Annotated in this window: 15 protein-coding genes; all 15 read right to left on the reverse strand. The window is 32.0% G+C overall.

Going from position 1 to position 13,895, the window contains the following annotated elements:
• Positions 1–45: 45 nt before the first annotated feature.
• The 15 genes from thsA to PUD86_02185 all read right to left on the reverse strand — a co-directional run bounded on the left by thsA (position 46) and on the right by PUD86_02185 (position 13,823).
• A complete protein-coding gene (thsA, locus tag PUD86_02115) occupies positions 46–1,656 on the reverse strand; it encodes a thermosome subunit alpha (GenBank protein MDD6776080.1) in 1,611 nt (536 codons plus the stop codon).
• Between the two features lie 202 nt (positions 1,657–1,858).
• Complete coding sequence (locus PUD86_02120; protein ID MDD6776081.1) at positions 1,859–3,016, reverse strand: hypothetical protein; 1,158 nt, start codon at positions 3,014–3,016, stop codon at positions 1,859–1,861.
• A 230-nt stretch (positions 3,017–3,246) separates the two neighbouring features.
• Complete coding sequence (gene asd / locus PUD86_02125) at positions 3,247–4,296, reverse strand: aspartate-semialdehyde dehydrogenase (GenBank protein ID MDD6776082.1); 1,050 nt, start codon at positions 4,294–4,296, stop codon at positions 3,247–3,249.
• A 9-nt stretch (positions 4,297–4,305) separates the two neighbouring features.
• Positions 4,306–5,127 (reverse strand): 4-hydroxy-tetrahydrodipicolinate reductase, encoded by an 822-nt coding sequence (gene dapB / locus PUD86_02130; protein MDD6776083.1) that lies wholly within the window; start codon positions 5,125–5,127, stop codon positions 4,306–4,308.
• A gap of 12 nt (positions 5,128–5,139) precedes the next feature.
• Positions 5,140–6,033: a 4-hydroxy-tetrahydrodipicolinate synthase gene (gene dapA, locus PUD86_02135; protein ID MDD6776084.1), complete on the reverse strand. Its 894-nt coding sequence runs from the start codon at positions 6,031–6,033 to the stop codon at positions 5,140–5,142.
• Positions 6,030–7,250 carry an aspartate kinase gene (locus PUD86_02140; protein MDD6776085.1) on the reverse strand — a complete coding sequence of 407 codons (1,221 nt, stop codon included), beginning with the start codon at positions 7,248–7,250 and terminating at the stop codon, positions 6,030–6,032. The genes dapA and PUD86_02140 overlap by 4 nt, the downstream gene beginning before the upstream one ends.
• Before the next feature lie 206 nt (positions 7,251–7,456).
• Positions 7,457–7,654, reverse strand: a complete 198-nt coding sequence (locus PUD86_02145) for a 30S ribosomal protein S17e (GenBank protein MDD6776086.1) — start codon at positions 7,652–7,654, stop codon at positions 7,457–7,459.
• Positions 7,641–7,982: a chorismate mutase gene (locus tag PUD86_02150; GenBank protein ID MDD6776087.1), complete on the reverse strand. Its 342-nt coding sequence runs from the start codon at positions 7,980–7,982 to the stop codon at positions 7,641–7,643. The genes PUD86_02145 and PUD86_02150 overlap by 14 nt, the downstream gene beginning before the upstream one ends.
• 99 nt (positions 7,983–8,081) lie before the next feature.
• Positions 8,082–8,951: a shikimate kinase gene (locus tag PUD86_02155; GenBank protein ID MDD6776088.1), complete on the reverse strand. Its 870-nt coding sequence runs from the start codon at positions 8,949–8,951 to the stop codon at positions 8,082–8,084.
• Positions 8,948–10,033 carry a glycosyltransferase family 4 protein gene (locus PUD86_02160; GenBank protein ID MDD6776089.1) on the reverse strand — a complete coding sequence of 362 codons (1,086 nt, stop codon included), beginning with the start codon at positions 10,031–10,033 and terminating at the stop codon, positions 8,948–8,950. Before PUD86_02160 ends, PUD86_02155 begins: the two co-directional genes overlap by 4 nt.
• A 132-nt stretch (positions 10,034–10,165) precedes the next feature.
• Positions 10,166–10,354, reverse strand: a complete 189-nt coding sequence (locus tag PUD86_02165; GenBank protein MDD6776090.1) for a hypothetical protein — start codon at positions 10,352–10,354, stop codon at positions 10,166–10,168.
• Between the two features lie 91 nt (positions 10,355–10,445).
• A complete protein-coding gene (locus tag PUD86_02170; protein MDD6776091.1) occupies positions 10,446–11,618 on the reverse strand; it encodes a histidine kinase dimerization/phosphoacceptor domain -containing protein in 1,173 nt (390 codons plus the stop codon).
• Positions 11,619–11,824: 206 nt separating this feature from the next.
• Entirely contained in the window at positions 11,825–12,442 is a 618-nt protein-coding gene (locus PUD86_02175) for a DJ-1/PfpI family protein (protein ID MDD6776092.1), read from the reverse strand.
• Complete coding sequence (gene cbiD, locus PUD86_02180) at positions 12,442–13,524, reverse strand: cobalt-precorrin-5B (C(1))-methyltransferase CbiD (GenBank protein ID MDD6776093.1); 1,083 nt, start codon at positions 13,522–13,524, stop codon at positions 12,442–12,444. Before cbiD ends, PUD86_02175 begins: the two co-directional genes overlap by 1 nt.
• A 35-nt stretch (positions 13,525–13,559) precedes the next feature.
• Positions 13,560–13,823, reverse strand: a complete 264-nt coding sequence (locus PUD86_02185) for a thioredoxin family protein (GenBank protein MDD6776094.1) — start codon at positions 13,821–13,823, stop codon at positions 13,560–13,562.
• Between the last annotated feature and the right edge of the window lie 72 nt (positions 13,824–13,895).

A 13,895-nucleotide genomic window follows, 5' to 3' on the forward strand; every position in this document is an offset into this window, starting at 1 on the left:
AAAAAAAATAAAAAAAGAAAAGAAATTATAAAAATTTCTTTAAACTTACATCATTGGAGGCATTCCGCCCATTGCGGAAGGGTCCATACCCATGTCTTCTGGGCCTTTAGTAGATGCAATTACGTCATCGATTCTTAAAATCATTTCAGCTGCTTCAGATGCAGATTGGATAGCTTGTTTTTTGACACGTTTAGGTTCAATTACACCAGCTTCTTTCATATCTGATACTTCACCAGTGAATACATCTAATCCCATGTAGAAGGAATCTTCTTGAGCAGCTCTTAAGTCTACTAAAGAGTCGATGCTGTCTAAACCTGCGTTTTCAGCTAAGGTTTTAGGTACAACTTCTAAAGCTTCTGCAAATGCGTTGATAGCTAATTGTTCTCTTCCAGAGATAGATTCTGCGTAATCTTTGAGTTTTTTAGCCATTGCGATTTCTGGAGCTCCTCCACCAGCAACAACTTTGTCGTCTTCTACGGTAGCAGCAACTACACCAATTGCGTCTTCGATAGCTCTTACGATTTCGTCAACGATGTGTTTGGTACTTCCTCTTACGAATAAGGTTACGGATTTAGCACTGCTGCATTCTTCTACAAAGATCATTTCTTCGCCAGAAACTTTTCTTTCTTCAACGATACCAGCTTTACCTAAGTCATCAGCGGTTAAGTCATCTAAGTTGGTGATAACGTTAGCGCCAGTAGCTTTGGATAATTTTTCGATATCAGATTTTTTAACTCTTCTTACAGCTAAAATACCTGCTTTGGATAAGTAGTGTTGTGCTAAGTCGTCAATACCTTTTTGTGCGAATAAAACATTTGCACCAGCATCAGCGATTTGGTCAACCATATCTTTAACCATTTTTTCTTCTTGTTCAATGAATGCTTGCATTTGAGCAGGGTCAGTGATTCTGATTTCAGCGTCAACTTCAGTTTCTTTAACTTCTAAAGGAGCGTTGACTAATGCGATTTTAGCATCTTTGATTTCGCCAGGCATACCAGGGTGTACTCTTTCTTTGTCTACAATTACACCTTCAACTAAGCTGGATTCTTCAACAACAGCTCCATCTTTTTTCTCGATTTTAATGTTGTCGATGTCAACTTCGTCACCGTCAGCAACAGCTTCTACAGCACTTACGATTAATTTTGCTAATGGTTCACGTGCAGCTTCAGTTCCTTTACCAGTCATAGCAGTCATAGCTACTTTCATTAAGGTTTCAGAGTCAACGTCATCAATTGCGATTTCATCTAAGATAGCTTGTGCTTTTTCAGCAGCTTTTCTGTATCCCATAGCAATGATAGTTGGATGAATGTCTGAATCGAGTAAAGTTTCGGATTTTTTTAATAATTCTCCAGCAATGATAACTGCAGTAGTAGTTCCGTCTCCAACTTCGTCTTCTTGGGTTTTTGCTACTTCTACGAGCATTTTTGCTGCAGGGTGTTCAATATCCATTTCTTTTAAGATGGTAACACCATCGTTGGTTACAACAATATCTCCAAGTCCGTCAACTAACATTTTGTCCATTCCTTTTGGACCTAATGTGGTTCTTACAGTTTCAGCTAATACTTTACCAGCTAAAATGTTATTTCTTTGTGCATCTCTACCGACAGACCTGTTAGTACCTTCAGGTAAAATAAAAATTGGTTGTCCTTGTGCCATTAATAATCACCTTTTAGTTTTTTAAATAAATTATTAGATCAGTTTAAAAATCAACAAGAAAAAATGAGTTATAGTGTTGAATAAACCTTTCTACATATATACTGAGTTTAAGGTTATATAAATACTTTATGGTATAAAATAAATTAAGGTAAGAAAAAGATTTACAAGTTAAAATTAATAAAAAAAGTATGAAAAAGTAGAATTATCTACTTTGTTTTTTCTCAAATCTGAATGGAGGAGTAGTTTCTTGAGTTTCATAAGCTTCTTGTTCTTCTTGAAGCTCATTGAAGAAAGCATTGATTTCCTCTAATCTTTTGATTTTACCTTCTTTTTTAGACAATTCATTTTGAAGTCTCATGTAATCTTCACGAGGAACCATCTGTTCTTTAAGGTATTTAAGCTCACTATCCCTGGATGTGATTTCACTTTGTAATTGGTTTTTAAGATTCAAGTAATCTTCTTTAGGAATTGATCTTTCTCTTAAGTATTCCAATTCACTGTTACGAGCAGAAAGCTCATTTTCAAATCTTGTTTGAATTGCAACATATTCATCTTTAGGAACAGTGTTTTCTTTTAAATTGTTAATTTGATTATCTAAGCTTTTAATCTCAACGCTGAATTTGGATTGAAGCTCATCATAAACTTTTTTAGGAATAGATTCTTTTTTCAAGTTAGTTATTTCACTATCCATTGCACTAATTTCGGATTCAAATTTGGATTGAAGGGAAACATATTCGTCTTTAGGAATATACTGTTGTTTTAAATCATTTAACTCTTCTATTTTTCTGTTGATTTCGTCATCTTTTATGAGAATCTCTTTGTCTTTGAGCTCTAACTGTTTTTCAAGCTCCATAATTTGGGTTTGAGATTCAACATTATTTTCAAGTTTAATGACTTTAATTTTATATTCATCAATAGTTCTTGATAGAGAGTTAATAGTAGCATCTTTCTCAGCAATGCTTTTGAAAGAATCAGTCAATCTTTCATTTACTTCAGCTAATTCTTTTTTCTTGTAGTCCATTAACTGTTCTGCAAAATATTCTTTAATTTCTTCAAGAGAATTGTTGACGTAATCTAACTCATAGATTCTGTCTTCCTGGTTTTTAATAAGAATATCTTTTTCTTCAATTTGTTTTTTCAAAAGATTGATTTCATCTTCTGCTTTGAATTTAATAACAGATACTTCTTTTTCCTTATCAATAATGTCTTTTTCCAATTCTTTAATTCTGTGTGGAGTGTTATCCTTTGCCCTTTCCACTTCAAACTCAGTTATATCATATTTTAACTGATTGATTTCTAATAGACAAGAACGAATTAAAGATTGTAAAGTACTTTTTTCTACATCCATTCCTAATTCCATTTTATCCCTTAGTTTAAACTTTATCCTAATATCGGCTTCAAATCATTAACCCTTTACTAATTTGAGAATTCCGATATATAGTACAATATAATTCCCTAACATAAATTATAAATTTTATACTATTTAAATTAAACCCTTAAATTAACTTAAAAATCAAAATAAAACCTATGGGAAAATTAAAAGGGAAAATAGAAAATTTAAAAAAAAATAAATAAGAAAAAGTGATAAAATTAAAGTATTTTATCATTAATTAATTCTGCATTCAATATGGATGCTCCAGCAGCACCACGGATGGTATTATGTCCAACAAGAACATATTTGAAACTGTTATCAAATGCTTGGTCTTTTCTTAATCTACCAACAGTAACAGCCATACCATTACCTGCATTTCTATCCATACGAGGTTGTGGTCTGTTGTCTTCTTCTTTGACAATTACTGGGTTTTCAGGAGCAGAGAATAAATTTAATTTTTGAGGCAATGCTTTGAAGTTTGCCATTTTGTCTTTAACATCAGCAATGTCAAAGTCATCATCCAACTCTACGAAAACTGCTTCTGTATGACCATCAATAACAGGTACTCTGTGACATGATGCGCTTAATTTGAAATCAGCATTGGATACAGTATTACCATCATATGAACCTAACAAATGAAGGGTTTCGCTTTCCATCTTTTCTTCTTCGTTTCCAATGTAAGGAACAAGGTTGTCGACAATAGCCATAGATGGAACACCATTGTATCCTGCACCAGATACTGCCTGCATAGTTGATACTCTGATTGATTTTACATTGAAGTTATCAACAATAGGTTTTAATGTTAAAGTTAATGCAATAGTGGAACAGTTTGGATTGGTTACAATAAATCCGTCCCAGTCATTTTCTTTTTGTTGAGCATCAATCATATCTAAGTATTCAGGATTGACTTCAGGAATTACCAATGGAATGTTTTTCTTCATCCGGTGTGCACTAGCATTACTTGCAACAACATAATCTTTAGCAAAGTCTTTTTCAACTTTTGCTGCAAATTCGGTTGGAAGAGATGAAAATACAATATCTACATCATTATCCATAGCTTCAGGATTAGTTTCACAAACTACAATGTCTTTTACAGATTCAGGCATTTCACTGTCTAAATACCAAGTGGTAGCATCTTCGTATCTTTTTCCAGCAGAACGGGAAGAAGCTGCCAATGCAGTAATTTCAAAGTCAGGGTGATTTTCCAAAAGTTGAATGAACCTTTGACCTACCATCCCAGTTGCACCGAGTACACCTACGTTTACCATAAAATTCACCTATTCTAAACCTAAAACATCGTTCATACTACTTACTACACCTTTTTGTGCATCAGGAACGTATCTAATAGCTCTGATTACACCTGCAATAAATACTTCTCTAGTATGAGCTTGGTGTTTTACTTCAATTCTTTCACCATCACCGACAAACATTACAGTGTGGTCTCCAACAATATCTCCACCACGAACAGCGTGAACACCTATTTCTTCAGGAGTTCTTTTACCAACCATTCCTTTTCTTCCAAATACCCCAACTTCTTCAGGATCTCTTTCGAGTGCATCTGCAATTACTTCAAATGCAGTCATAGCAGTTCCGGAAGGAGAGTCTTTTTTCTGGTTGTGGTGTGCTTCAATAATTTCAATATCAAAATCATATAATAAAGGAGCTAATTTTTTTAATGTGTTGAAAAATACATTTACTCCAATGGACATGTTAGATGAAATAACTGCTCCAACTTTGTTTTCTTCTACGTTTTTAATGTTTGAAGCCATTTGTTCATCAGTAAAACCAGTAGTACCAACAACAACGTTTACTCCACATGCAGTAGCTGTTTTAATTGTTTCTACAGCTGCATGAGCGATAGTGAAGTCAACTAATACATCTGCACCAGATTCTTTTAAGGTTTCTTCTAATTTTTCTGATCCAACGATTTTAACACCAAGTTCTCCAATACCTGCTTGAATACCAGCATCATTACCTGCAAGAGGAGTATTAGGTATCTCAATAGCTGCTACTACTTCCATGTCTTCTTGTTCTGTTATTTTTTTAATAATACCGGAGCCCATTCTTCCAGCAGCTCCAGTTACTGCTACTTTAATCATAATATTACCAACTTAAATTAAATTAGAATCTTTTAATGCTTTTTTAAGAATTTCTAAAGTATCATCATTCATATCACATAATGGTTCTCTTAAAGGTCCGGAAGGAAGGCCCATTAAGTTCATTGCGGTTTTTACAGGCACAGGATTAGTTTCTACGAAAAGTGCTCTTATTAAGTCTAACATTTCATAGTGAAGTTCCAATGCTCTTGTATAATCATCATTTAATATGCTGTCAACCATTAAAACCATTCTTTTTGCATCAATATTTGCAGATGCACTGATTACACCGGTTCCTCCAACAGCCATAATAGGTAATGTCAATGAATCTTCACCGGAGAGAATATTGAAGTCATCTTCTAAGCCTTCGCGGGAAAGTGCTTTGTAAATATCAGATATTTTATCTACACTACCACTTGCTTCTTTAATAGCATCAATACCATCGATTTTAGCTAATTCGACAGCAGTTTCTACGCTAATATCGCATCCAGTACGTGACGGAACATTATAAGCAATGATTGGAAGATCGCAAGCTTCTGCAATAGAACCATAATGCTTTACTAAAGCATGTTGTTGTGGTTTATTGTAGTATGGAGTAATTAATAAAGCTGCATCAGCACCAGCATCATAAGCAAATTTGGTAAGAGATAATGCTTCTGATGTTGAGTTACTTCCAGTTCCAGCAATGGTTTCAACTCTACCATCAACTTCATCTACTAAAACATCAATAACCTTGTGATGTTCTTCATGATCCATTGTAGCGGATTCACCAGTAGTTCCTGCACCAACTAAACCATTTACACCTTGATCAATCAAATAATTAATATTGGATCTGAAACCTTCTTCATCAAAAGTCCCTTCTTTTGTAAATGGAGTGACCATAGCAACATATGTTCCTTCAAAATTCATTCTAAAACCTCTGTAATTAATTTATGTGCTTTTTCACCATCTTCCCAGTCAACAAACAATACAACAGCAGTTTGTGAGGAAGTGATTTCTAGAATATTAATATTATTTTTCCTGAGTGGTTCTGTAATATCAGATATAATACCTGGAGTTTCAATAATATCTGGACTGACAAAAGTTATCATTGCAGTATCTCTTCCAAGAGATAAAGAACTTAAGACGTCAGTTTCAATAACTAATTGATGTAATAAAAGATATGCTTTATTGGAGTCAGCTTTGTTTACAAATACTGTAATTGAATTTTGACCAGCAGACATACCTAAAATGTTAATACCATCATTAGCAAGAGCTGTGGTTAATTTAGCCATTAAACCTACTTTTTTAAGCATGGCTTCTCCAACAATAGCGATAAGTGAAATAGGATCTTTATAAAGGGTGACACATTTTAGCATTTCTCCTTCAAAAGGTCCTAAAATTGAAGTACCCTTTGAAGTTAAGTCCCCATTAGCGAAATTGATAATTTTAGCGCTGATTAATGGGTCTTTATATTTTAATGCATGAGGATGTAAGACCTGTGCTCCATGAGTAGCTAAATCTCTTAATTCCTCAACAGAAATTGCATCTAAAAGTTCAGCACCTTCTATTTTGTTAGGGTCAGTTGACATTACACCATCAACATCAGTAACAATTATAACTTCATTTGCATCTAAGCAGTGTCCCATTAAAAATGCTGTAACATCACTTCCACCTCTTCCTAAGGTGGTGATTTCACCAGCAGGTCCTTTTCCTAAAAATCCACAAATAACTGGAATAACACCCTGATTTACAAGTTCTTTAATACCTTCAGCATTTTTATTAGTTGCATTTAAATCTATTTTAGCTTCTAAAGAGTTAGAATCAGTTATAATTGGCCATAATTCATTATATGGATCAATGAATTCAGACTTCACACCTAAAGATTCAATAGTTGCTGAGAATAATCTAGCACTAGTTAATTCACCCATAGCCATGATTTCTGCCTTTTGCTTGTTAGTTAAACTAGAACCAATAGCATCATTAGATAATCCAATGAGCTCATCAGTAGTCTTGTTAACAGCAGAAACTACAACTACTACCTGACTGCCTTTCATATACTCATTTACAACGGACTGCGCCGCTTTTTTAATTCTGGAACCATCTCCAACCGATGTTCCTCCAAATTTTACTACCATTAAATCCATTAAGTTCACCTATTTCTTAAAAATTCATTGAAATCTTGTTAGTCAATTAAACAAAATATTCATATATATTTTTATCTGACCATATTAATAAACTTTATAAAAACCGTCAAATAAGACTTTAAAAGTTAAATATCAATATACTAAAAAAAGTTTAAAATTAAAAATAATTAAATAAAAAAAGAGTAATAGAAAATATGAAAAAAAGCTTATTCTCTGGTTTGTTCTAACCTTACAAGCCTAGTTACATATCCTGCAATTTTATTTCTTAAATGTTTAGTACTTACTGTAGAGTATTCTTGTACTAATTTTTTGTTTTGTTCAAAATCAGTAGTAAAAACACCTTTGTGAGTTTCAATAAGTTCTTTTGCTAAACGTTTAACAAATGAAGTTCTAATATTTCCCATCAACATTCCTCCTTATAATTTCATTTTGCGCATTTTTATTTAAAATAGTCAACATATCTACTATTTGATTAATAATATCAACATCAAGACCTTTTTCTTCAGCCAAACCTCTAACTTTTGTATGGACAACCTTTTCTCTAGATTCATCAAAGATTGGCATTTCCAAATATTCTTTGCAACTAGCTATGTCCCTAGCAAAAGCGGTTCTCTGAGAGATTAAATCAAATATTTGATTATCGATTTCATCAATAGATTTCCTTGACTTAGTTAGAAGTTCTTCGGCTTCTTTCTTATCATTAAAAGATTTAATTTCATAACTCCCATTCAAAAAAATCACCAAATTGATAATAATGATAATAATATAATTTATTATTATCATAGTATATAAACTATATGATTAAACCATGAAAATAGTCATCTATAAATATTATTTTAATATATTACAGCCCACATTATCAACTTTGGTTTCAATTACTCTACCTTCGTATTTATCCCATACAGATTTAATATCATCAATTGAATCATCACTGGCAACAGCAACAAAAGAAGAACCTGTTCCAGATAACCCTGAAGCAATAGCTCCTGCTTCAAGAGCATCAATAGCTATTGATGAGTTAAATCCTAAAGTTGCAGAGTAAATTAATCCATTTAAATTCAATGCTTTGAAATAATCCTTGTTTTTAGCAAAATCAAAAGCAGTTTCAACCAATGGTGCAAGTAATTTCATTCTATCAGGATTTGAATCACCAGATTTTGAATAGAAATTAGGCATATATACCAATACAGGATAATCATCCATTTTTTCTTTAATAATAAACTCTCTGTTTTTATTGTCTGTTACAACAACACCTCCAAAGTATGAAGCTGTTGCATCATCAAATGAACCTGTAATTGTAACTCCGGCTTCCAGAGAGGCATCAATCGCCATATTAATTATCTGCATATCATCAAGAGGTTTTAAGTCAAATTCCTCCGATACAATTGATGAGACTGCTTTAACAATTGCATTGGATGAAGCACTGCTGCTTGATAATCCTGAAGCCATTGGTAAGTTTGATTCTGTTTTTAAATCAACGCCAAAATCAACACTACCAATATCATAGTGATTGAAAACCTTTTGAACACATAATTGCATTAGTCCAACATCAGCACCAACATCATTTGCGCAAGAAATACCTTCACTTGTTGTTTTTGCCCTGCATTTTATATCTAAACCAATACCGAATGCAGAACCAAAACCAGTTGCAATAGCATTGATTATTGTTGCAGAACCAGGTGATCTAACTGTTTGTTTCATTTTTTAACCTCATCATATGGAATTTCCACTTCAGAAAAGTCCATTGCTCTAGCACGTGCATTAAGTGCCAATGAAGATCTTAACTCCTCATCATCAATAACAGTATCAATTGCTTTAGCTATTGAAGCCACTTTATTTGGATCTACAAGTAAACCAACATTTTCGTTGATAATTTCAGTAATTCCACCTACATTACTTCCAATAACTGGTTTTCCACATGCTAATGCTTCAATTAAAACCAAACCGAAACTTTCTGAAAATGATGGTAAAATCAAAACATCACAGCTTGGAATAATATCTGCAACATCATTTCTAGAACCTGTAAATATTACATCATGAATATTTTCATCTTCAACTTTCTTTTTTAATTTCTTGAATAGTGGTCCATCTCCAACAACTACCAAATAATAGTCGCTTTTGGATACTTTTTTAGCTTCCAAAAGAGAATCTACATTTTTCCTTTTGATTAAATTACCTACAAAAAGAACAATTGGTTTGTCTTCAAGATTATTGTCCTTTTTAAAGGTTGAATTTGTTTTAGATGAAAATTTATTAACATCAACGGAATTCCAGGAGAGTTTGGTTTTATCTGAAATTCCTTTAACTCCAGTTGCAATGATTTCATGTTTTAGTGCATTACTAACAACAAAAACACCATCAGCATCATTTAATACCTTTTTAACTGGTGATCTCATAACTGGCTGTTTTTTATATAATTCAAACATGTCAGAACCATGTGCAGTAACATATGTTTTAATTCCATGTTTTTTTCCAACTTCAACTGCAGCTGCACCTGCTGGGAATAAATAATGTCCATGAATAATATCAATGTCTTCTTTTTCTATAAGCTCTTCTAATGCCTTTTTTGCATTCATTTTAAACATTAAACCTCTAACACCAGGAATATTAAGTCCTTTGGTTCCAATAACATGAATTCCATCAATATCCTCAATATCTTTATGAGGATAAGTAATCACATAGACTTCATGACCCTCTTCAACCAATTTTTTTGATAAACTGTGAATATGAACGCCCACACCCCCAACATGAGGTGGAAACTGGCCTACCATAGCTATTTTCATAAAAATAAAACTCCATTAATTAGTAATTAATATTATATAATGATATTATCACTTAAATAAATATCATCAAAGATTAAATTTAAAAATTTAAAAAAAATAAAAATAGATGTTGTATTAACAACAATACAACAATTAATCCATTTCTTCAAGTTCTTTTTGCAAATCTGCAATTTGTATTTCCTTAAAAAACCTTTTGAATTTTCCAGTTTCAATAAGGAAAGCTGAAACTTCAAGAGCATCACGATAAGTATACTCTGAATTCTTAATAACATTCTTTTTATATTCATCCATATAGGATGAAGTATTATTTTTATTTACCATAGTTAATACCAACTAAATTAATAATTAATCTAATATCCCTATTAATTTAATCATATATAATTTTTTGGTATTCCAAAATAATACTTAAATATTAATCAGATAATGGGAATCTTATTTTGAAGTGCATTCCATTATCACTATAAACTTCATAAGACCCATTAAGTTGACTTACCAATGAACGAATGATAACCCATCCCAATCCAGTGGATTTTTCAGGATCAAAATTACTAGCCAAACCAGTACCATTATCAAAGTAATGGAATTCAGCATAATCATCCTTACGAGTAACAGTTAACCCAATATTTTTAGAATAATCCTTACTAAAGCCTGCAAATGCATATTTTAATGTATTAATGACCAGTTCATTTATGATTAATGTCAACGGTACAAGTTCATCATTTGACAATTTGAAATCATCATAACATATGAATTTTAAATTAAAGCTTTCATAGTCATGTTTATAGAAACTTTCAGAAGCTTTTGCAAACTTGTCAAAGTATTCTGAAATATTCATTTCCTTAAAGTTACTTATTTTATACAGGTTTTCATGGAAAACAACAAATGATGAAATTCTCTTTTTAGTTACATTAAGAATTTCTTCATAATCATCAGAGAACTTTTCTTCCAAGGATATGAATCTAAGTAAAAGATTAAGGTTGTTTTTGATTCTGTGGTGAGAATCTTTCATAAGAATTGTTTTTTCTTCATTTGCCTTAATCAAAGATTCACGCATCAAATACTCTTCAGTTATATCTCTTGCATAACAGCTTTTTTGAACAAGTTCACCTTTACTGTTGTGAACGTTCTTTATATTAATTAAAAGATACTTTATCTTTCCATTTTCAGTAGTGATTTCAATTTCATGATTTCCAAGTAATTCATTAGGACCTAACCTATTCACCTTACTCATAATCAGTTCAACAGTTTCATCATCACATGCATCCATTACAATATTATTATATTCATCATCATCACGAGGTTCCCTTTCAAGAATATCATAAATACTAGAAGACCAATAATATCTGCCCTCATTATCAACATACTGAACAGAAAACTTATTTGAATTTTCAACATCATTTAGAGTATCATGAAGTATTTTTAATTCCTCGTTTTGATCTAGGATTTTTTGCTTTATTCTTACATCTTCAGTAACATCTTTAATGCCTGCAACCCATAGGTTTCTATCACCCACAACTAATCGCTGATAGATTACCCTTAATTTTTGAATATGCCTGTTTGAGGATTTATGTATTCCATAATTCATCAATATTTCTAATCATTAATGAAGAACATTCTTTATAAAAGCAGATATCAAAACTCAAATTATCTCCTCCCAATCTAATTTAATCATTTATAATTATGTTTAGTATAATTAATAAACATTGCATATACACAAAATAAATGATTATAATAACAAAGAAAAAATGAATATTTTAAAAATAAAATAAAAAATAGGATTTAAAAAAAGTATTATTCACCTTGAGGAAGGCTCTGCATAAGAATGAAAAACTGTTCAGCATCGCCAGTTGAGAAATAATTAAACCAAGCCTCAAGAGTTTCAGTTTTGAAAACACCAAGTTTTTCAATTATTTGTTTTGCCCATAAAAGACTTGCAGTTGGTGCTGCAGTAATCAAGTTACCATCACAAACTGAAGGTTCATCAACATAGAAATCTTTTCCTTTGTATGTTGGACAAAACATTTCAAGAAATCCTTCACCATTACTTGTATGAGGCCTGTTGTCTAAAATTCCTGCATGAGCAAGAGCAACTGTTGCACCGCAGATTGCACATACACTACCTTCACAAGAAATCAGTTCATAAGCAGTATTTATAATTTCCAAGTGTTCAGGTTCACTCCACACATCACTACCTGGAAGTAAAAGAACAGAATTCTCATCAATTACACAATCAGGAACAATTGTTAAACCACCCATTGATTTAACAGCTTCTTTTGAAATACCTACTGTTTTAAATGATACTTCAGGAGCATCTTTTTTAAAAAATCTTTTTGAATTAAGCTCAGTAGTAATATGTCCAACTTCCCAGTCTGCCATAGTATCCATTACATAAAGATAAACATTAAACATTATTTTTCCATTTCCATATTGTCATTTAAGTAATTTCCTTGCATATCAACCAAAATAACATCTAAATCCAATTCAAAACGTTGCATACATCTGTCTTTAATTGCCTGGGCGATACTGTTTGATACTTCAACTGAAACTTCAAGTTCGTCTAAAATAGACATCATATCATCAGTTGTTTTTGAATCAAATAACATTTGAAGATGCTTTATATCAACACCACATAATGCTGCATGAGCAACCATTATTTCACGTCTTCCATCTGCAACAGCATGTTTAGTATCAAAAATGCCCCCTGCAACTTTGATTACTTTTCCCATATGGCCAAAGAATGTGAATTCTTTAATTCCTCTTTTTGCTGCTTCTTCAAACATAAATCCTACAAAATTACCTGTTTGAATAATCTGTTCTTTTTTAACATTTAATTTATTTAATGCTAATTTTTCACCAATGTTTCCTGGAACAAAAACCAGATTATCAATATTTGAAGCTATTGCAACATCAATCTGTTTTACTATTGAATTTTTATATGCATCACTTGACATTGATCTTGCTATTCCCGTAGTTCCCAAAATTGAAATTCCATCAATAATGCCTAATTTTGGATTCATGGTTTTTTTAGCTATATTTTTGCCTTCAGGAATAGAAATAGTAACCTTAGCAACTTTACCCTCAGGAATTTTACTAGACAGGTTTTTAATAATCATCTGTCTAGGAATTGGATTAATTGCATAATCTCCAACAGGTATTTGAAGACCTGGTTTTGTAATTAAACCAACACCTTCTCCTCCAGTTATGATTACATTAGATGTTTCATCAGTTTTATCAAATAATTCAACTGTAGAAACAATATCCAAACCTACAGTAACATCAGGATCATTATATGGATTTTTATGAGCCACAGCACATGCACTTTCATCAGAAATTGACTCACATTTATCAATTAGAATATCAAGAGTATTTTTTGGAGTTTCAACTTCAACACATGCAATATCTGAAGTTCCTAAAATTGTATCCAATGCGGCAAGAGAGCATGCAGTTGCAATTGTTCCTGTTGTTATGCCAGTATAATTATCATTTGTCATTTTGATTAAAAAAAAGAATAAAAAAAGAGAGAAATCTATAACATAGATTCTAATTTTTCAATAAGTTCAGATTCCATAGGTGCGCCGATAAAAGCAACTTCACCATCAATTACAACAGTAGGTACTGCCATGATTTGATAATCCATAGCTCTTTGTCTGTTTTCTTCACTTTCATCGATTTTAATGGATTCTACATCAATAGCGTCACCTAATTTGTCTTTTGCACTTTGAGCAGCTTCAATAGCTGCTGGGCAGTGAGGGCAAGAATTAGTTGAAAATACTTCTACTTTAATTACCATAATAAATTCTCCAATATAATCTATAGTCATTCTAACATTAATAATTAGTAATATATAATTGTTACCAATTTT

Source organism: Methanobacteriaceae archaeon (assembly GCA_029219465.1).
GTDB lineage: Archaea > Methanobacteriota > Methanobacteria > Methanobacteriales > Methanobacteriaceae > Methanocatella.